Below are 19,022 nucleotides of genomic sequence, written 5' to 3'. Positions count from 1 at the left end.
TCTTTTCCCCTCTGTCGATTCCCGTCCGCCTTAAGGCTTCGATCAAGGAATCAGCAGTGTTGTTCCGCTCGTTTTTCTTGTCTCAAGATCCGTATGCGCGCGACCGGCGTCGGCAAGCGGATAAGTCTGATTTATATTGATACGCACTTTGTTGCTTTGCACAATATCAAAGAGGGAATTTGCACACGCTTCAAGCGCAGGCCGCGTCGACACATAACCGAAGAGTGTCGGACGCGTCGCAAACAGCGACCCCTTCTGCGCCAAGATGCCGATGCTGAAGGCATCGACCGGACCGGACGAGTTGCCGAAGCTCACCCAGAGGCCGCGCGATTTCAGGCAATCGAGCGAGGCAGGATAGGTGTCCTTCCCGACCGAATCATAAACGACATCGACACCCCTGCCGTCGGTCAATTCCTTCACCCGGGCGACGAAATCGTCCGTGCGATAGTTGATGACATGGTCGTAACCATGGGCAAGCGCCAGATCGATCTTGTCCTGCGATCCTGCAGTACCAATGACGGTTGCGCCGAGGGCTTTTGCCCACTGGCCGGCAATCAAGCCGACGCCGCCGGCGGCCGCATGGAAAAGCAGCGTCGTTTCCGGGCCGACCTTGAATGTCTGGTTGAGCAGGTACTGCGCGGTCATGCCCTTCAGCATCATCGCCGCTGCCGTCTCGAGCGATATGTCGTCGGGAACCTTGACCAGTTGCGAGGCTTCGACGTTGCGTTCGCTGGCATAGGCACCGTCCGACGAAGCATAGGCCACCCGGTCGCCAATGCCAAAGAGGCTGACGCCATCGCCGACGGCTGTGACGATCCCGGCCCCTTCCTTGCCCGGAACGAAAGGCAGGCCCGAGGCGGATTTGTAGAGACCGGTTCGGAAATAGACGTCGATGAAATTCAAGCCGACAGCAACCTGGCGGATCTGCACTTCGCCCGGCCCCGGCGGCGAGAGCGTAACACCCTCCAGCTTCAGGACCTCGGGTCCGCCGAGTTCGCGTACGACAATTGCCTGTGCCATCGAAGAGCTCCTAGGTCCGGCCGAGCCTGGGGAAAATCTGCAGGACGAAACCAATCACGTAGAGATAGATGCCTGTTGCTAGAACACCGGTCACCACCCAGGCCGGCGTCACGAAATGCAGAAGCAGCGCGTACATGCTGAGCGCCGACCAGACGAAAAAGACGCCGAGGTTGAGCACCCGCAGCCGTTGAACGCGCACCGGGTGCAGGAAGTTGATCGGCAGGAAGGTCAGTACCACCGACACGAAGACGACGATCGATGCGGTCAGTTCGCTGGCCTGGATGACGAACAGCGTAAAGACCACCATGTTCCAGACGACGGGAAAGCCCGAGAAGAAGTACTCGTCGGTCTTCATGCCCATGTCAGCGTAATAGATCGCGCTCGAGACGACGATCGCACCGGCTGCCACGAAGGACCACGGCTCGCCGATCATGCCGCTCTGATAGAGCGCAAAAGCCGGCAAGAGCACGTAAGTCACATAGTCGATGACGTTGTCGAGCGTGTCGCCCGACCAGTTGGGCAGCACTTCCTTGACCCTGACCTTGCGGGCGATCGGGCCGTCGATGCCATCGACCAGTAGGGCCAGACCCAGCCACCAGAACATGTCGACGAAGCGGTGTTCAGCCGCCGCAACGACACCGAGAAAAGCAAGGAAAGACCCGGAAGCGGTCAATATGTGCACGGAGAAGGCGCGGATCTCGGCGTAGGGGACTCTTTTGTAGTTGAAAAACTTCATCTGCGGACGCCGCCTATCCCCTTGTGCACTTCGCCAGACGGGGCTGTAACCCCACCCCAACCGCTTTGGCGGCGCATTGCGCGTAATATGCACCCTTTGCAACGCATCGCCAGCAAAATTCAAGCAAGACTTTGTCCGACTGAGATTGATCTGTGGACATTTTCAAATTGCTTCTGCGCTGATTCAACCCATTTATTTCGCACTTGCCGAAGACTAGAAGTAAGATCGAACTGAAAGCAGCAGGCGCTTGATGGCGCGAGCGAAGGGGTTCTTTCCATCATGGATCATTACGACATTGCCGTCGTCGGCGCCGGTCTGGCGGGCTCCTTGGCAGCGATCGCGCTTGCCGAGGCGGGCTACCGCGTTGCGCTGATCGGGCCGGAACCGGCATCGTCCGACGGACGGACGACCGCACTGATGGACCAGTCGATCGAATATCTGAAAAAACTGAACCTCTGGGACAAGGTTCAGCCGGTGACGGCGCCGCTGTCGACGATGCGCATTCTTGACGGCACCAACCGCCTGCTGCGGGCGCCGACCGTGAACTTCCGCGCCTCGGAAGTTGGACTTGCGGCTTTCGGCTACAACATTCCGAATGCCCCCTTCCTCGATATCCTGCGCCAGCGCGCCTCCGAAACAGCAACGCTCGACCGCCTGACGATGTCGGCGGTCGATTTCGACCTCTCCGACGACAAGGCGCGGATTTCGCTGGATGACGGACGCGATATCACGGCCGATCTGCTCGTCGGCGCCGATGGTCGCCGTTCGCCTGTGCGCGAAGCGGCCAAGATCGCTGTCAGCACCTGGTCCTATCCGCAAACCGCCGTCGTCCTCAACTTTGCGCACGAGCTTCCCCACCAGGACACGTCGACCGAATTTCACACCGAGAGCGGCCCCTTCACCCAGGTGCCCCTGCCCGGCAATCACTCGAGCCTCGTGTGGGTGCGCAAACCCGAAGATGCGGCTGCCACGCTGGCGCTCGACCTCGCGACATTGTCGCGTGCCGTCGAAGATCGGATGCAGTCGATCCTCGGCAAGGTCACCGTCGAGGCTGCCCCGCAGTCCTTCCCGCTCTCCGGCATGAGCGCTCATCGCTTCGGCAAGGGCCGGGTCGCGCTCGTCGGCGAAGCTGCGCACGCGTTCCCGCCAATCGGCGCCCAGGGCCTCAACTTGAGTCTTCGCGATGCAATGACGCTCGTCGATCTGATCGGCGCAAAAGCGGACGACAATCTGCAAGGTGATATCGGCGACCGATTCGACAGCCGTCGCCGCCCGGACATCGTCAGCCGCACGGCAAGCGTCGATCTCCTGAACCGATCGCTTCTGTCGAGTTTTCTGCCGGTTCAGGCGCTGCGCGCCGTCGGCCTGCACATTCTCTCTGCCGCGGGACCGCTACGCAGCCTTTTGATGCGTGAAGGCGTGCACCCCGGCAGCGCGTTCCACGCGCTGAAGGACGGATTACGGGAAAAGATCGGCCGGAAGAGCGCCTGAGCGGATCAGGTAGAGCAGCCCGGTCACTGTTGCGACCGAAAGCAGCGTGGTGATCAGGATCGTCGCCGAGGCACGCTCCTGCCAGACGCCATATTGGTGTCCGATGACAAAGACGTTCGTCGCGGTCGGCAAGGCGGCGAGCAACACAGCCGTCTGCACCCAGACAGGATCATAGTTGCCTGTCAGGCTGAGCGCCGTAAACACCAGGAGCGGGTGCAGGATCAACTTGGCCGGCACGATGTACCCGATCTCGACCGGGATGCGTTTGATCGGCCGCAGCGCCAGCGTCACACCCATGGCAAACAGGGCACAAGGGGCTGCCGCCTGCGCCAGATAGTCGATCAGGCGTTGCACCGGCAACGGCGGCTGGACGGCAAAGAAGGCAGCGACCACTCCGGCAAGGGTCGACAAGATGAATGGGTGCAGGATGATCTTGCGGGCGATACCGAAGGCCAGCACCACAGGCTTTTCCTTTCGCCCGCCTGACAGCGCCATCATCGCTGGCGCCACGGTAAAATGCGCAGCATTCTCAAAGCAGAAGATCAGCGCCACCGGCACCGCCGCGGCGTCGCCCAGTGCCAGCAAGGCAAGCCCAGGCCCCATGTAACCGATATTGCCATATGCGGCGGCAAAGCCCTGGATGGTAGCCTCGCCCACGGTGTTGCGCCGCGCGTACAGGCCGACGATGAAGATCAGCGAAAAGACGACGTAGGTCGCCCCGACACTCGTCAGGATGAAATCGGCGCGCGTCAGCTGTTCGATCGGTGTTCGCGACACCAGCTTGAAGAACAGCGCCGGCAAAGCGAGGTAGATGATGAAGGTGTTCAACCATCCCATCGCCTCGCCCGGATGCTCGACAAAGCGGGCGGTCAGATAACCGAGAAAAATCAGCCCGAAGAATGGCAGTACCAGGCCAGCAATTTCCGTCATGCCACTCCCCGACCATGCGCATGCGATCCGCTGAGCGGGAACAGAACCCCACCCGACGCCCAGTCGTCGGTTAGTCGCAAAGTTCGCGCTGTCGTTCAATTGGGCCTGTTCAACCCAATAGCATCAACCCGATCGATTCCAATAGGTTGAGCCGCAATCGGCGAACGCGCCCCTGTCCTCGGTCGACTTAGCCGATCTTCATCAGAATCGGGAAGGTCTGTTGGAACCAGATGGCGACGGAACTGATGAAGCCGAAGAGGAAGGCCAGGCCCGCCAGCACCAGAAGCGCGCCCATCAGCTTTTCGACGAGGCCGAGATGGCGGCGGAACCGCAGGAGAAAGCGCATGAACGCACCGGAGAAACCGGCTGCAATCCAGAACGGGATTGCAAGTCCGAGCGAATAGACGGCCAGGAGCATGGCGCCGTCCGTGACCGTGTCGCGTGCTGCCGCAACCCCGAGGATCGTTCCAAGCACCGGGCCGATGCAAGGCGTCCAGCCAAAGGCGAAGGCAAGGCCCATGATATAGGCGCCCGACAGCGTCGCCGGCTTGCCTCCACCTTGGAACCGCGCCTCACGTGCAAGCAGGCCGATCTTGAACACGCCGAGGAAATGCAGACCCATGATGATGATCACCACGCCGCCGATGCGCGACAGGAGATCCATGTGCTGGCGCAAGAGCAGGCCGATCGAGGATGCACCGGCACCGAGCGACACAAACACGGTCGCAAAACCGAGCGTGAACAGAAGGGCCGCCGGCAAAACGGCGCGCCTTGTGCTGCGCGCCGAAACCGCCTCACCGCTTCGAAACTGATCGACCGAAACACCCGCCATATAGCAGAGATAGGGCGGCACAAGCGGCAGAACACAGGGCGAAAGGAAGGACAGGGCACCAGCGAGAATGGCGGTCCAGATCGAAATATCGGCAATCGACAACGGCAAGAACTCCGGCATGCGGTATTTGGGCCATTCCATAGCCGCATGATCCCGATGATACCAATCACCTTTTGGCGATCATTGCGCCATGCACCATTTCTTCACGAAAGCCGAAATTTTTGGGTTGACCGGCGGGAAGCTCAAGTGCATATGTCCGCCCACTTCCGCCGGGCTTCACGGCCGCGGCTAGGGAGCGCGTAGCTCAGCCGGTAGAGCAACTGACTTTTAATCAGTAGGTCCAGGGTTCGAATCCCTGCGCGCTCACCATTTTTCTCTTTCTTTGACGCCACTTCCAGACCTGTGCGCTTTGAGTAATTGCTGCACGTTTCGTATCGATCCGTAGCAAATCCAGCGTCCGCTTGGCGCGGCAGCGCATCCTGCTAGAAATTGAAGTAGATGGTCACACCCGAACGCCGGTGGTAACGGTATCGGTCACGGTAACCATAACCGTCACGGTAGCCGTTGTACCCGTAATAGCGTGGGTAACACCTGCCGTAGTAGCCGCAGGAACGCCAGGCGTGCCGCCTATCCCAGCGGCGATCCCACCGACGGTCAGCCCGCCAATGGCGGTTTCGCCAGTGGTTGACCTGTTCGGCGGTAGTGATGGCCTGCACTTCTACAGGTTTCGGCACGAAAATCGGAGCGGCGCTTAGCGGTAACGCGAAAGACGCAGCCAAGCTGATCGCTGCGAGGGCGGATAAGAGCTTTTTCATAGCAAACTCCTCCTAACTGGTTATCACATTGAGCTAATCACCCTGAACTGCCGATGAACGACAGTGCACTGCTTTCAAACGGCTGCGCGTGTCAAAAAAGCCCCTCGGGCGGACGGAACGATGGGTCTGGCGCCAGCGGAGCCGTCGGGGTGAGCGCGTTGATCCGGTGGTGTCCGGCAGCCGGGCGGCTGCGGTGGTGGCAAGCAACGCTATACGGGGATAATTCAGTAGCGGGCACTAACGTCTGTGAACATCACCACCCGCCCGGCTCGGCGGAGCATTGATGTCTCCACTTCGAGCCAATGGCTTACGGCTGCGACATACCAAGTCGCCCGCAATCCGCCACCAGCGGGGCACTTTCGTCATCGGCATGCGTGCCAGCGGTTACTGTCGTCGTTCTTTGCGGGCTACCATGAACACCGCTACTCTGGATGCGATCCAAGAAACGGGCACGGCTCTGAACGAAGCAGAGAAACGCTCGGAACGCCGATCGCGAAACGAAGCCTAACGCCGCCGGGTTGCCCGGATGAGAGGCCAATCAGCGCGCCGAATCCCTTCACGAATCGCCACTATCGACAATTACGCGCATTACGTAGATGCTGCGTTACGTAGCGTGAATGCAAAGACTCCCATCGAGATAGTCCAGATTAACATCGAGCAAAGGGATGAAAGCATGAAAAACCTTATCATTGCAGTTGGAATGATTGCGACCCTCGCGTCCTGCACTCAGACAGAGAAAGGGACCGTAATCGGCGCGGGTACCGGCGCCCTTATCGGGGGTGTCGTCAGCGACAGCTGGGGCGGTGCGGCTATCGGCGCTGTGGCCGGGGGGCTCATGGGTAACCTGATTGGGCGTTCCCAGGACCGCCAAGGCTATTGTATCTATCGTGATCGCTATGGCCGCCGGTACGAAGCCCGCTGCCAATGACAGCAGACCAGGCGTCCGATTGCGCGACCTCCAAGCATAGCAATCGCTAGCGAAGGATCAGGCGCACTCACCATCTTCAGATCCCCTCGCCGCGCTGCGGTATCGCAGCCGCGCCGCGATGCCTGCCGCGCATTTTCAACGGGCTCGTTCCGTATTCGCGGCTGTAGGCGCGAGAAAACGCCGAGAGGCTGTCGAAGCCGCAGCGCAGCGCGATCTCGCGGATCGGGCTTCCCGAATCGCGCACAAGCCGATGGGCGACCTGAAGGCGCAGGCGCAGGTAATAGGCGCCGGGGCTGGTCGAAAGGCCCTTTGAAAATAGAGACTCCAGCTTTCGCTGCGACACGGAAAGGCGACGTGCGAGCGCAGAAACTGTGAGAGGCCGTTCGAGCGTGCGCTCCATGAGACGGATCGCCCCCGCCAAACCGGGATCAAGGGTCTCTATCCGCCCGAGGGAGACCACCGGCTGGACGTCCGTCGCGCTGTGGGTCTGGTCGTAGACAAAGATGCTGGCGACATCGAGCGCCAAGGCAGAGCCGAGGCGCTGGCTGATGAGATGCAGCATCATGTCGAAAGTCGGCGATGCGCCGCCGGAGGTCCAGAATTTTCCATCGGTGACGAAGCGATCACCCAGCACCGTCAATGCGGGGAATGCCTGGCTGAAATCCTCCAGCTCTTCCCAGTGGGCTGTCGCCTTGCGGCCGTTGAGCAGACCCGAGCGGCCGAGCAGCCAGCAGCCCGATTCGATACCGGCCACAACGTCAAAATGGCGGGCGCACTCCTGAAGCGTCGCGATGAACCTGCTTCCGACATGCCTGTCGAGATTGAAGCCACCGATCGCCAGCAAGACATCGCCTTCGAGCGGCAAGGCGAATTTGCCGTCGACGGCGATCGGAATGCCACACGTCAGGATGATTGGCTGACCGTCCGCCGACAACAACTGCCAACGAAAGACCTGGCGACCCGAGACCCGATTGGCAGCGCGCATCGGATCGAGCACCGAAGCCAGAGACATGATTGACGATTCCGGCAGGACGACAACCACGACATCGATCACAGATTGTATTTTCCCTGTGGCGTCCATGCGATAAATGTCAAATTTTCAGCGCGAAATGTCAATTGGGCAAGGCGCATTCAGGCATTATCAGGTGGCAATCGATCTCCCTTCGCGCGGCGCTGCAGCCCCGCGCAGAGACGTTCCCCTTTCCGCGAGATTGCCGGAACGGGCCGGCTGGATGCATTTCCGCCGGCCCGTTTTTTTATCCACGACCTTGAACGAGGCCGGGATCGAGAGCGGTACAGCCACGCGGCGCAGCAGCCCTGGCGCTCACAGGCTGGCAGATCGACGCCGCCCCAATATATTCAACCTACACGTGCTCCTGATATGTTCCTCGCAAATGACGCCGGTGGCGGGGCATAGGCGACGACGCAGTTACGGCCGGCATCCTTCGCCTGGTAGAGCGCGGCATCGGCCATGCTGAACAGTTCCTCCCAGCTACGTTGCACGCCGCGGCCGTTGACAACGCCGATGCTGACGCTGAGAGCAACGCGACGGTCGTCAAATCGGATATCCAATTGCTCGATGGCAAGGCGGAGCCGTTCGACTACGGCCTGGGCTTGCACTTCGCTCGTTTTCGGGAAGTAGAGCCCGAACTCTTCGCCTCCGAGCTGGGCGAAACAATCACTCGAACGCAGGTTAGCGCGCACCGTTTCGGCAAAGGCGATCAGCGCTTTGTCACCTGCCTGGTGGCCAAATCGGTCATTGATGCGCTTGAAGAAGTCGAGGTCCATGATCGCAAGGGCATCGCCCTCGAAGCCGAAGCGTGGCAGTTGCGACAGGAACCATCGGCGATTCCCAACGCCCGTCAGCATGTCCGTATCGGCCGTCCGCCGCAATGCCGCCTCCGCACGCTCCTTGACGAGCACCAGCGCAAAGAGTGCGATGGCGAAGTGGCTGATGATCAGCAGGAAGAAGGCGTAGGTCGTGGTAACCGGCAGAAATTCCGGCTTGAGCAGGCCAACCACGACAGCAAGGCAAAGAGCGGCCGCGACCGCCAGAGACGCCGCAAAGATTGCCCGTACCGGCAGCGGCTCTTCTCGCCGGTCCGAGACGACTTTGACGGCGGAGGCGGCGAGAACGGCAAAAGCACCGGTGTTGAAGGCGGTTGCACGCATGTAGTTGACGACATGGAAATGTGTGACCAAGCCGACAACCGCCCCGGTCAAGGGAATAGCAAGTGCCAGCCAATCGGCCCGTTGCCGCCTTTGACCACTGAGGCGGCACAGCCCGATCCAGAAGAGAGCGTAGCCGGTAAGGCCGAGCGTAAAACTCGAAAGCGTCCATAAAAATGCCGGCAGCAGCTTCTGCTCGCCGTATCCTGCAAGCGTGGATGCCAAGGCGAGAAAAAGAAAGCCGATTGCGAGAATCCCAAGCCCTTCATTCCGGGGCGATTGCCACCGGAGATAAAGAAAGCACAGCGCGCCAACCAGAAACGACGATTTGTGGAGCAGCAGCACAGTTGCGAGGTCAAGTTGGGCGGTCATCGATCCGGCTCGGACTGGTTGTTCGTCGCCGCGCCTCTACCGCATGGAGTTTAGGGATTACTAAATGAAAATGAGAAATCGGGCGCGAAAGCCTGAATTTCCGGCATATTGGCCACGTGGGCATCCCATAAGCGCATGACATTTTCCCCGGAAGCTCGCCCGGCATGAAATTACATGTTGCAGGGCGTGGGTGAAGCGTGTATCTCCGGCGCCGTTGGCACGGAGTGTAGCGCAGTCTGGTAGCGCATCTGGTTTGGGACCAGAGGGTCGGGAGTTCGAATCTCTCCACTCCGACCATCATCTTCCCATTGATTTGGTTAGATAATTGATCTTGTTGAGTTTTGCGCCGCTTGTCTTGGTACACAAAGGTGGCGCACATGGCCCTCATCATGCCTTCTCCTGTCTTGATTGGTAACACCTACTATCTCCGCGTTCGGGTTCCGTCTGACCTGCCTACAACTACGAAAGGGCAGTCTGTCACGATTCCTGTTGGTGACAGCTTCAAGAGGGTCACGATGACGAACTTCGTGAAGGTGTCTCTGGAAACACGGGAGCCACGTATAGCGAAGGAACGATTCGCCCAGGCATACTCCGCCCTTCAATCGACGTGGCAGGCGATGAAGGACGGGCCAAAGCCGCTCAGCCACAAGCAATCAGTTGCTCTTGCTGGTGAGATCAGGGCGGCGTTCATCGAGGCGTTTGACGATGACCCCGGCACTCCTGAGACATGGCAACGTGTGTTGGAAGAGAACGCCGCAGCCAAATCCGCACGCCATAATCCTCTGACGATACCGACCGTGAAGCAGCAAGCCAAAGACATGGAGACGCGGTTCGGTAAACTTGCCGACGCCCGCTTGGCGATACGCGGCATCATCCTTGCACCTCAGTACAGGCAAAGGCTGCTGATGCAGGTGGCTGAAGGGCTGGACGAGATGGCCCGTGTCAATCTGGCGAAGGCTGAAGGTGACTATTCCGATAGCGGAGAGACGAAGCGCTACCCGACATTCGAAGGTACTCAGGCTTCACCTAAGCTGTCAGCCGCGACCGGTTCGAAGACCTTCAAGTCTGTCATCGATGACCGTGTCAGACTTCGTTCGGCGGGTACGGATGCTGTACCGCTGCGCGAGGAGACCGTTGATAAGTACCGGCTGGCGACGGACGAGTTCACCACCTTCCGTAAGAGCGATGACCTGACCACGGTCACACCTGAAGAAGCCGACGCTTGGAAGCTGGTGATGATGGAGGGCGGTAAGCTCAGCAACAACACCATCGGCCAGCGCCTTCAGAACGTGCGGACTGTTATCGAGTGGGCACGTAAGCATAGCCATAACAAGCTCTTCCCACTTGGCAATCCGCTCGCTACGGTCGAGAGACCCAACTACCAGACGGTAGCCAGCGACACCCGGACGTACACGATGGACGAGGCGAAGCAGGTTCTCGCAGCCGCTCGCAAGGAGACACGTTATGACCTACGATGGCTGCCTTGGATGTGTGCATATTCAGGAGCGCGTATCGAGGAGGTTGCACAGCTCTCCAAGGGCAACTTCTTCAAGGTTGGTGATGACTGGTTCTACCGCTTAACAACATCGGGAGGTAAGACCCTCAAGACGAGAAGCAGTGAGCGACGTGTCCCGGTCCATCCGGAACTGATCAAGGAAGGGCTGATGGACTTCATCAACGGCCTCAAATTGGCTGACGATCAGCGCATCTTCTCAACCCGATCACAGCAGAAGATTGGCGAGTGGCTACGCGATACGGTTAAGATCACTCGGCCTGAGCTTGCTCCCAGTCATGGCTGGCGTCACCTGTTCGAGGATGTCTGCCTTGTCGGTGGTGTACTGGACGCGGCAAGGTACTACATCACTGGCCGATCCACCGGGAAGTCTGGCGAGGGCTACGGCAAAAGCGATGTCACGCTGCCAGGGCTGGCGCAGGAAATGAAGAAGGTCGGGGCGATATTGTAGGCCCATCCAGACCCATACCTCACGCTGGAGACATGGCCGGGGGCTGAAGAAGTTCCCGCGCTATGAGATGCCTGAAGCTCAGCAGTAGTCGTCGAAAGCGTCTTCGTAGCTTTGGCCTGTCAGTTCGCAGAACCGCTTTAGGGCGCCTTGCAATTCGAAGAAAGAGGACTCGCTACGATGATAAAAGAGTTCGCCTCGGACTGAGACATGCGCCACCGCCCAGTTCTTGATTGAATTGTCGGGCAAATGGGTCAGCACCACAAGGCTGTCATACGCGAGGCCACACTGTACGACGACGCTCTTGTAGTGTTTGTTTTGGACAAAGACGCTACCGAACGACAACCGCGCAGCGTAGTCTTTTAAGGCATTTTCAGTCACGAATTCGGGGCATTCCGGGAACTCACTGGGCACCCGCCAGCGAACTTGAACAGCAGATGGTGTGAGAGACTCGAACTCCTCTGGATCAGGTTCCGAGACTACTCTATCGACGGTGCCATACAGCCACTCTCCAAGAGCGCCACCGCTTGGCACCGCTCCGATCTGTGCCCATTTCTCCAACCGCTCGCGAGTGGCTGAGGCCTCGTCTTTAGACACCGTTCGCATCCAAGATATGTCTGGAAACGGTATGTCCTCGCTGACCCTCTGAGGGTTGTTGAGAAACTCCTGAATGGAGCCGTAAACCAGTTCAATTCGGCGCGCGGAAATGGGATTGAGAAGCACATTTTCCAGCCTCGACAACCATCGCAGGTTCTCCGCGCGATTGTTGGCACGATTGGTGTCTATATGATCCACTACATGGGTCTTGAACGGCGGCGCTCCAGCGAAGGCGCTACAGACGATACGGTGTACCGGAACACCCGCAATGTGAATGTACCCAGTCGTCAAGGATTGCCGCCCGAAGGTCCACACATTGTCCAGAGGGCGGGCTTTTCTTCTGTACGGATTTCTCCGATAGATCGCACCGTTATCACGGACAAGATATCGCTCGTCACCGTACTCTACTTCACGTTCCTCGACGAAGGTCGAGAGCAACTGATCAGAGTGACTCGGTTCATCTCCCAACAGCGTCATAAGCGCCCTCAAATCAGTTCATTCATCAGATGCAGATGTTTGTTGCCGAATTGCCGGGAGGTAAAGGCCGACCAAGAAAATAGTTGGCCGTGGTGTCACTGATCGCACTAAGCTTCTGTTGCGGATTTACATCACATTGAATGACGCTGGCCGTCTGAAGCTGGAGGTGTTGCCTGCGAATCGCGCTTACCCCTGAACACTCTTCCACCCTCACCATGTCCAGCCGCGAGATCGCTGAACTGACGGGGAAGAACTATGCAGACGTTCTCCGTGATGTCCGCGTCATGCTCGATCAGCTTAGTGAAGTAGGCAGCAGATTTGCTGGCTATTACACCGCGTCAAATGGCAAGCAGAACTTCTGCTTCAATCTCCCCAAGTGTGAGACCCTCGTCCTCGTCTCGGGCTATTCGGTCGAACTCCGCGCCCGAATCATGGACCGCCGGATGGAAGTTGGAGGTTCAGGCTCGGTTCACCATCCCGGCTCTTCCTGACTTGTCGAACCCCGTCCTTGCTGCCCGTGCGTGGCATCTCGCAGGACAGCTGAAGATGACCACCGAAGTCACCCTCCACACCGTCAACGAAGAACCTCGCGTACTGGACACCGATCTGGCCGAGCGGCTGGGCTACGCACGTCCCCGGAAAATCCGCGACCTCATCTTCAAGCATTCCACTGAGCTTTTGACGTATGGCTCAATCGCCCCCACTCGAGGCGCTTACCGTGGGAAGGAGTTCACCACCTACTAGCTCAATGAGGAACAGGCTCTCCTGATCTGCATGTACTCCGAGACCGAGAACGCAGCGCTCGTCCGCAAGCAGGTGATCTCCACCTTCATGGCCTATCGCCGTGGCCAGTTGGTTCCCGTTCAGCAGGCCCGACAACGACACACGAACGCCTTCCGCTAAGATGTTGAAAGTGATTCCGTCCCTCTGACTGCTATCCACCAATGCATACCAAGATGTTGATAATACACGAATTTTGTGATTGACGCGCGACTCGCTCTGGAGTCTAAGCGCGCTCGCAGTTCGCATTCAGGGAGTTTTCAGATGCGCTTTTCAGTCACCGCCTTTGGTCGCTCGGTCACCGTCGAGGCCTGCGGCCTGTCCTATCTCTATATCGAGACCGACAGCCGCGAGTTCACGTATGAACGCCATCAGTGGCTCGAGCTTCCCGCAGCGGAGCGAGGCCTCTCGACAGGTGAGTTTCGTCATTGGCTGCTGGAGAAGAAGCGGCTCTATCAGCCACCGATGACCCGGAACGATCAGCTCCCGAACGCGGCCTGACCCATTCCACATCAAACACATTCACCGCCCCCGTCGAGTGATCTGCGGGGGCTTTGCTTTTCTGATGCCGTTTCCCGTTCCGGGGTACGACCGTGGAGAGGCGTTTGGGGGCCGGTCGGTATCATCGGCCATTTCGGAGAGAACGCGCGTCCTCGGTCAGCCCCCACCATATGCATAACCAGAAACGCGCCGCGAGCAGGGCCTTGCCTACCACTCCCGTAACGGCCTCACGACGCACATCTCGACAAGCTCCACCGCCATCAGATTACCACCCTGTCAGAACTGGGGGTGACGGCGTCATGGCGAAAAGCCCTGCTGTTGCCCTCGGTTTGATGATCACGGCCTTCGAAGCCGCCTGAAGGAGACCGGCCCTAGATTACCCCTTACTTAAAGAAAGACCGGGAATGAGATTGCCCCCACTATATGGATAGAGAGGCAGCAGATCGGCCCCGACCAAATACCCCACCCATACGGAGAGGACCGGCTCTCGATTGCCCTGCACATAAGGAATGAGATCACCCGAAGGCGTGGCCCTGATAACCAGCTCTGACGGGCTGGTCGATTGCCACTACCATACGGATAAATTGGAAATCGTGACGAGCGTTCTTAGGCACCCTACGGGAACGTCACGTAGCTGTAGCATTCGTCTCATTGAAGGTTGATTAGGTCCGTTTCCTCCTTACCGGGGGGCGTTCTTTATCGACCGCTGATGAGCTGCGCCGACGGCCAAAGCAAACCCCATCGACAACGACCCGCGCCCTCTGTGCGCACTGCCTCGCAGAGCGTCGTTTATCTTCGCTCATCTAAAAGAGACGGAAGCGCCAGTGACCGGAGTAGCTACCGGCTGCTGACCTTCGCCTCCTCGTCTCCTCAGATCGCGCTTGCTGCTCAATTCCGAGCAACCCATCAGCCAGAATGAAAGAGACGACAATGACCAATTATCGTGAGTGGCTTGATGGCCACAAAGCAGCCTCCCGAGCCGGTGGAGGTCGCCCGATCAATCCCCCGAGCAGGGTCGATGAAGGCAGCTTCTTACGGGCTGAGCGGGAAGGCTGGAGCCACATCAGGAACTATCGTGGCTGGAAACGTGGCGAGATCGTCAACCCCCTCACGGGCGAAGTCGTTACCAACTGCCTCACGATTGCCAAGCTCGCCGAGAGGCTCAACATGACATCGACCAAAGTCATCGACCTGATGGAGACGCTGGGATGGGTGAACCGTGTCCTATCGATGGAGAGCGTCTCGATGATCTGTGACCCTGGCCTTCGAAAGCCACAATACTCTCATCGACCAGAGGCCACCACGGGGGCTGTCGAGGATGGCTACTGCATCCCAATCACCGTGAGCCGCTCTATCGGCTTCGAGGAGCGGCGCATCAAGATGATCCTGATCACCCCCGATGGGCAGAAGCTGCTTTCCACACAGCTCTGCCACGTTCGTCGTGAAGGCAAGGCCAAAAACATCGTCAAGCATCTGCTCCAAGACGGGCGCTCGCAGGCCGAGATTGTGGCGCTGACGGGCTACTCGCAACAGTCCGTGAGCTACCACGTAAGGCGGCTTCAGTCCGCTGCATAGATACATTAGGCGGCGCTAAGACAAAGAAATCGTAGAGATGCATAGGTGATTACACAAAATTTCTTCTCAAAGACTGCGGCCAAATGACTATCGAAGGCGTGCGGGCCGACCTAGACACTGCACAGCGCAAGTTTGATCTGGAGCGGTTGTTTGTGCCCTTGATGACTGCTCCTGTTCCGCCGGAGATACCGGTGAACGATCCAGAGCGGCAGGAAAAGCTTCAAAGGTGGCAAGAGGAAAATGCTTCCGCGGTGCCCTTTGGGGAAACTTTTAAAGCGAACAAAAGACTCGCCCTCCTTGCGCTCCCAGGAGGAGGGAAGACGCTATTGTTGAAGAGGCTTGCTGTTGCATATGGTGACCCGTCTAGGCGAAGCGCAAGCGAGGATGACCTCCCAGATTTGAATTTGTATCCGGTGCTGGTGCGCTGTAGAGAATGGCGAGAGTACATAGATAAGCCCCTTCCAACCATATTTGAGAACTTGGCGCAGATAACGGGCCAATTTGATCTCAGTGGCTTCTGGACTGCACTACGCCCTAAACTTCGGTCCGGTGAAGTGCTGCTGCTAGTGGACGGCCTCGACGAGATACACAACGATGCCCACCGATCTATGTTCGTTGAGCATCTGGAGCGATTTCTGGAGGATTACCCTGAAACGAGGGTGATTGTGACAAGCCGAGAAGCCGGCTTTAGCTTAGTAGCTCCTACATTGGCCAGATTTTGTGAACGATGGAAACTTGCACCACTCAGCAAGAAAGCCATCGAGGCACTATGTGGGCACTGGCATAAGTTGATGGTCGGAGATACGCCCGAGGGCAAAAGTGAAGCTTCAGAGCTTTCGCATAAACTGCTAAAAACACCGGCGTTACGACGGCTTGCTGAAAATCCGCTGCTTTTGACCATGCTTCTCGTGGTCAAGCATGGTCATGGACGCCTTCCACCTGACCGTGTCAGCCTTTACGAACGGGCTGTAGAAGTCCTCCTTGATACATGGAACATAAAGGGGCACGAAGCCCTAAACGTAAAGGAAGCAGTGCCACAGCTCGCGTACGTGGCTTTTGAGCTAATGCGGCAGGGGCGTCAGACGGCAACGGAGAACGAGCTACTAGGGCTATTAGAAGAGGCACGCGAGAACGTACCTCAGATTAGACGTTATGCGAAAGATAGCACTCACGACTTTCTCAAGCGCGTCGAATTACGATCAAGCTTGCTCATCGAAGCTGGACATCAGCCTGAGGGACGCACAACCGTACCTTTTTATCAGTTTCGCCATCTGACGTTCCAGGAATACCTCGCCGCCGTCGCATCAGCCGAAGGGCATTATAGAGGTTACGCACGGGACCAATCGCTTCTTACCCCATTGGGTGATTTTCTTACTGCTGACGAGTGGAAAGAAGTAATCCCTATGGCGGCTGTACTTGCAAAAAAGCAAGCTGAACCGTTGATAAAGGGCCTTTTCGCGGAGGCTGAGAAAGATTATAAGGTATCAAACCACGACCTAGAGACAGATGACAGGTCATTTTCCGGCTACACAATGCCTAAATCCATGGAAAATCTCTTGCAATGTCTATCAGAAGAAGCTGAAGTTAGCTCTGAAACACTTGGTCCTGCTTTAACGTTACTTGCCTTGCATGCGCGCGGATGCCGAGAAAACGACAACTGGGAAGCCCTTCTTAATGGACCTTATGGCATCGATTTCTTCAATTGCGCATGGGAAGAGTATCGGAAGGGAGATGCGCCAAAAGTACTCTGGCTAAGAAATACTGTCGCGGTATCTCTTGCAATTCAACTTATTGCACGAGAAGAATCAATTGCCCTCCAAGAATATATTACTTCTCAGCTGCTGAGCGTCGATAAGGAGGAAATCCATAAGGCACTACTAACAATTTCGGGCTTTCAATGGGGAAGAGCCGGTGCGCGCTTGGAGAGGCATTTAACGAACGAACTCGGCTTCGCTGAATTCCTGCCCTACATTGAGAGACATTTGTCTGACGCTGATAATCAAATTGCTGAAGCTGCGACCTGGGCGTGGGGCCTTTCTTGTAGAGAAGCCGAGAGCGAGCCAAGTAAAGAAATCTTGGATCGATTACTGGAACTGTACTTTTTCCGAGAAGGCCCTTTGGGGCCAGTGGCAGCGTTCGCGCTGGGTAGAGCAATCGGCTTCCCCCGGAAGAATTGGACACCTTTACTGACACCAAAGCAAAAGCAGCGGCTAAAAAGTGATCTTGTCGAGCGCAAACATTCTGCGAACCCATATTTAAGGGGGGCAGTCATGTTGTTGTACTACGCGAAAGGCGTTGTGGATGATCGCAGGCTTGTTCGGCTCCTTAAAAACCTACCCGATCGCGAGCGTGTAGGCGTGAGAGCCGCACTAAAGGAGTTGCCATCATCTGGCGATGGTGGAGGCGACCATCAAGAATCACCTCAGTTATCAAAAGGGCCTCGAAAGCGACGGAAAACAGCGCCCATTTGACACCATGTTGCCCAAACTAACATAAAGATCTGACGTGCGATAAGTAGCACGCTGTCGAAGAACAGATGGCAAAATGACCGAGTGGGGTGGCGCTGTGACTTAGAATTACCGTAGCACACCAGCAGAGCATCTACTGCGACTAGCAATCTGGCCAGTCAAGTCGTTTATCTGCAACTCACTGCAATAGCGCTGTCGTGGGACGCCTTCGGGATCGATCCGTGGTGCCATCCTGTGGCCTCAGTCATGCTAATGATTGCCTTGGGCGGACACTCTGCAACTATCCACATGCGTTGTGTTGTTGGCTCTCCTGACGATGCTACCAGAGGTTGAGGGTCACCCTACGAAAGTTATCGAGTCTCTGCATTCACCATCAATTTGCTATCCGACCTTGTCGGTCTCTGTAAGTGAAACCCATCGGCCAACCGAACGTCACCCCCCAAAAAAGAGCAGAAAGGTGGTTAGGGATAAAAACGTCTAGATCAATCCGCAAGGTTTAAGGTCAACCACGCATTGACGCTAGGGCACCTGACTGGTACACACGCCTCAAATTCGCGGCGCTCGAGCCCCAGCAAATCCGGGGTTTTTGGTGAGATCAGCTAGACTTCGAATCTCTCCACTCCGACCAACGAAATCCCTGAAAATATTGATTTATTGGTCGACTGCAACATTGGCATGCGTCGATCTGTGAGTGCTTTCGGCGTTTGTTGTCCGACGATCGTGTCTGACGGTGATTGCGTGGCCGCCCCCTTGGCCAGCGTCCCATCTCATGCCGCTGACAGAATCCGGGCGAAAAGCCAGATTTATCCGTCTGAAAGTCATTCCGTTTTAAATCATTCTGCGCTATGGGATGACGCGTGTTGCGGCGAGAAAACGCTTCAGCAGCGAAATAACGGAGCCGTTCGAAACCATGTCCGCAAAGATCTATCGTCCAGCAAAGACCGCCATGCAGTCTGGCAAAGCCAAGACGAATCTGTGGCTGCTGGAGTTTGATCAGGAAAAGCCGCGCACCATCGACCCGGTCATGGGCTATACCAGCTCGGGTGATACGCTGCAGCAGCTGCGACTGACCTTCGAAAGCGCGGAGCAGGCCATCGCCTATGCCGAGCGCAACGGCATCGAGTACCGCGTCATCGCCCCGAAGGAGGCGACCCGCAAGACTGTGTCCTACCCGGACAATTTCCGTTTCAGCCGGATGCAGCCCTGGACCCATTGAGGTCCTTGAGCCGTTTTCGACGGGCCCTGCCCGCAACGGCCCCTTAGCTCAGTTGGATAGAGCACCTGCCTTCTAAGCAGGTTGTCGCAGGTTCGAATCCTGCAGGGGTCGCCAACTACCTCTTTGAAATAGAACGATTTTTTGCGAATCGGCA

General features: G+C 57.5%; 18 protein-coding genes and 3 tRNA genes. 13 read left to right on the top strand and 8 right to left on the bottom strand.

What is annotated here, in order from left to right:
- Positions 1-42: 42 nt before the first annotated feature.
- Complete coding sequence (locus AC07UR_RS20730; RefSeq protein ID WP_173419918.1) at positions 43-1,020, bottom strand: quinone oxidoreductase family protein; 978 nt, start codon at positions 1,018-1,020, stop codon at positions 43-45.
- Positions 1,021-1,030: 10 nt separating this feature from the next.
- Positions 1,031-1,756, bottom strand: coding sequence for a phosphatidylcholine synthase (gene pcsA, locus AC07UR_RS20725; RefSeq protein WP_209792357.1), 726 nt, complete (start codon positions 1,754-1,756; stop codon positions 1,031-1,033).
- Between the two features lie 279 nt (positions 1,757-2,035).
- Here pcsA and AC07UR_RS20720 point away from each other — a divergent pair, with 279 nt between their 5' ends.
- Positions 2,036-3,247: a UbiH/UbiF family hydroxylase gene (locus AC07UR_RS20720; protein WP_209792356.1), complete on the top strand. Its 1,212-nt coding sequence runs from the start codon at positions 2,036-2,038 to the stop codon at positions 3,245-3,247.
- On the opposite strand, the gene AC07UR_RS20715 is transcribed toward AC07UR_RS20720, so the two are convergent.
- Together AC07UR_RS20715 and AC07UR_RS20710 are read right to left on the bottom strand one after the other, a co-directional pair.
- Positions 3,215-4,177, bottom strand: coding sequence for an AEC family transporter (locus AC07UR_RS20715; protein ID WP_209792354.1), 963 nt, complete (start codon positions 4,175-4,177; stop codon positions 3,215-3,217). The two genes, AC07UR_RS20720 and AC07UR_RS20715, sit on opposite strands and share 33 nt — an antisense overlap.
- Positions 4,178-4,364: 187 nt before the next feature.
- Positions 4,365-5,111 (bottom strand): cytochrome c biogenesis CcdA family protein, encoded by a 747-nt coding sequence (locus AC07UR_RS20710; RefSeq protein ID WP_053247663.1) that lies wholly within the window; start codon positions 5,109-5,111, stop codon positions 4,365-4,367.
- A 191-nt stretch (positions 5,112-5,302) separates the two neighbouring features.
- Here AC07UR_RS20710 and AC07UR_RS20705 point away from each other — a divergent pair.
- Positions 5,303-5,378, top strand: a tRNA-Lys gene (locus AC07UR_RS20705).
- Between the two features lie 113 nt (positions 5,379-5,491).
- On the opposite strand, the gene AC07UR_RS20700 is transcribed toward AC07UR_RS20705, so the two are convergent.
- The gene (locus AC07UR_RS20700; RefSeq protein ID WP_234942030.1) at positions 5,492-5,824 is read right to left on the bottom strand and encodes a hypothetical protein; all 333 of its coding nucleotides are present in this window, start codon (positions 5,822-5,824) and stop codon (positions 5,492-5,494) included.
- Between the two features lie 673 nt (positions 5,825-6,497).
- Between AC07UR_RS20700 and AC07UR_RS20695 the strand changes: the two genes are divergently transcribed.
- Entirely contained in the window at positions 6,498-6,752 is a 255-nt protein-coding gene (locus AC07UR_RS20695; protein ID WP_173419914.1) for a YMGG-like glycine zipper-containing protein, read from the top strand.
- Positions 6,753-6,828: 76 nt separating this feature from the next.
- Here the strand turns inward: AC07UR_RS20695 and AC07UR_RS20690 are convergent, their stop codons facing one another.
- Both AC07UR_RS20690 and AC07UR_RS20685 read right to left on the bottom strand, forming a co-directional pair.
- Positions 6,829-7,833 carry a GlxA family transcriptional regulator gene (locus tag AC07UR_RS20690; protein WP_209792352.1) on the bottom strand — a complete coding sequence of 335 codons (1,005 nt, stop codon included), beginning with the start codon at positions 7,831-7,833 and terminating at the stop codon, positions 6,829-6,831.
- A 278-nt stretch (positions 7,834-8,111) separates the two neighbouring features.
- A complete protein-coding gene (locus AC07UR_RS20685; RefSeq protein ID WP_209792350.1) occupies positions 8,112-9,293 on the bottom strand; it encodes a GGDEF domain-containing protein in 1,182 nt (393 codons plus the stop codon).
- A gap of 220 nt (positions 9,294-9,513) precedes the next feature.
- Between AC07UR_RS20685 and AC07UR_RS20680 the strand changes: the two genes are divergently transcribed.
- Positions 9,514-9,590 (top strand) — tRNA-Pro (locus AC07UR_RS20680).
- A gap of 80 nt (positions 9,591-9,670) precedes the next feature.
- Positions 9,671-11,257: a site-specific integrase gene (locus AC07UR_RS20675; RefSeq protein ID WP_209792349.1), complete on the top strand. Its 1,587-nt coding sequence runs from the start codon at positions 9,671-9,673 to the stop codon at positions 11,255-11,257.
- 78 nt (positions 11,258-11,335) lie between these two features.
- Here AC07UR_RS20675 and AC07UR_RS20670 read toward each other — a convergent pair whose 3' ends face one another.
- Entirely contained in the window at positions 11,336-12,328 is a 993-nt protein-coding gene (locus AC07UR_RS20670; protein WP_209792348.1) for an HNH endonuclease signature motif containing protein, read from the bottom strand.
- A gap of 215 nt (positions 12,329-12,543) precedes the next feature.
- Here AC07UR_RS20670 and AC07UR_RS20665 point away from each other — a divergent pair, with 215 nt between their 5' ends.
- The 8 genes from AC07UR_RS20665 (at position 12,544) to AC07UR_RS20630 (ending at position 18,982) form a co-directional block, all read left to right on the top strand.
- The gene (locus tag AC07UR_RS20665; protein WP_209792347.1) at positions 12,544-12,819 is read left to right on the top strand and encodes a Rha family transcriptional regulator; all 276 of its coding nucleotides are present in this window, start codon (positions 12,544-12,546) and stop codon (positions 12,817-12,819) included.
- 55 nt (positions 12,820-12,874) lie between these two features.
- Positions 12,875-13,072, top strand: a complete 198-nt coding sequence (locus AC07UR_RS20660) for a hypothetical protein (RefSeq protein WP_209792346.1) — start codon at positions 12,875-12,877, stop codon at positions 13,070-13,072.
- A gap of 30 nt (positions 13,073-13,102) precedes the next feature.
- Entirely contained in the window at positions 13,103-13,231 is a 129-nt protein-coding gene (locus AC07UR_RS20655; RefSeq protein WP_268833762.1) for a hypothetical protein, read from the top strand.
- Between the two features lie 141 nt (positions 13,232-13,372).
- Positions 13,373-13,609: a hypothetical protein gene (locus tag AC07UR_RS20650; RefSeq protein WP_209792345.1), complete on the top strand. Its 237-nt coding sequence runs from the start codon at positions 13,373-13,375 to the stop codon at positions 13,607-13,609.
- A gap of 930 nt (positions 13,610-14,539) precedes the next feature.
- The gene (locus AC07UR_RS20645; protein ID WP_209792344.1) at positions 14,540-15,184 is read left to right on the top strand and encodes a winged helix-turn-helix domain-containing protein; all 645 of its coding nucleotides are present in this window, start codon (positions 14,540-14,542) and stop codon (positions 15,182-15,184) included.
- A gap of 83 nt (positions 15,185-15,267) precedes the next feature.
- Positions 15,268-17,655: an NACHT domain-containing protein gene (locus AC07UR_RS20640; protein WP_209792341.1), complete on the top strand. Its 2,388-nt coding sequence runs from the start codon at positions 15,268-15,270 to the stop codon at positions 17,653-17,655.
- A 907-nt stretch (positions 17,656-18,562) separates the two neighbouring features.
- Complete coding sequence (locus AC07UR_RS20635) at positions 18,563-18,868, top strand: ETC complex I subunit (protein ID WP_065781518.1); 306 nt, start codon at positions 18,563-18,565, stop codon at positions 18,866-18,868.
- 37 nt (positions 18,869-18,905) lie between these two features.
- Positions 18,906-18,982: transfer RNA gene (locus tag AC07UR_RS20630), tRNA-Arg, on the top strand.
- The last annotated feature ends 40 nt before the right edge of the window (positions 18,983-19,022 follow it).

This window comes from Ensifer sp. GW821-FHT05G01, assembly GCF_059419585.1.
Note: the sequence above shows the minus strand (reverse complement) of the source record. Positions and strands in the feature narration are given on the sequence as shown.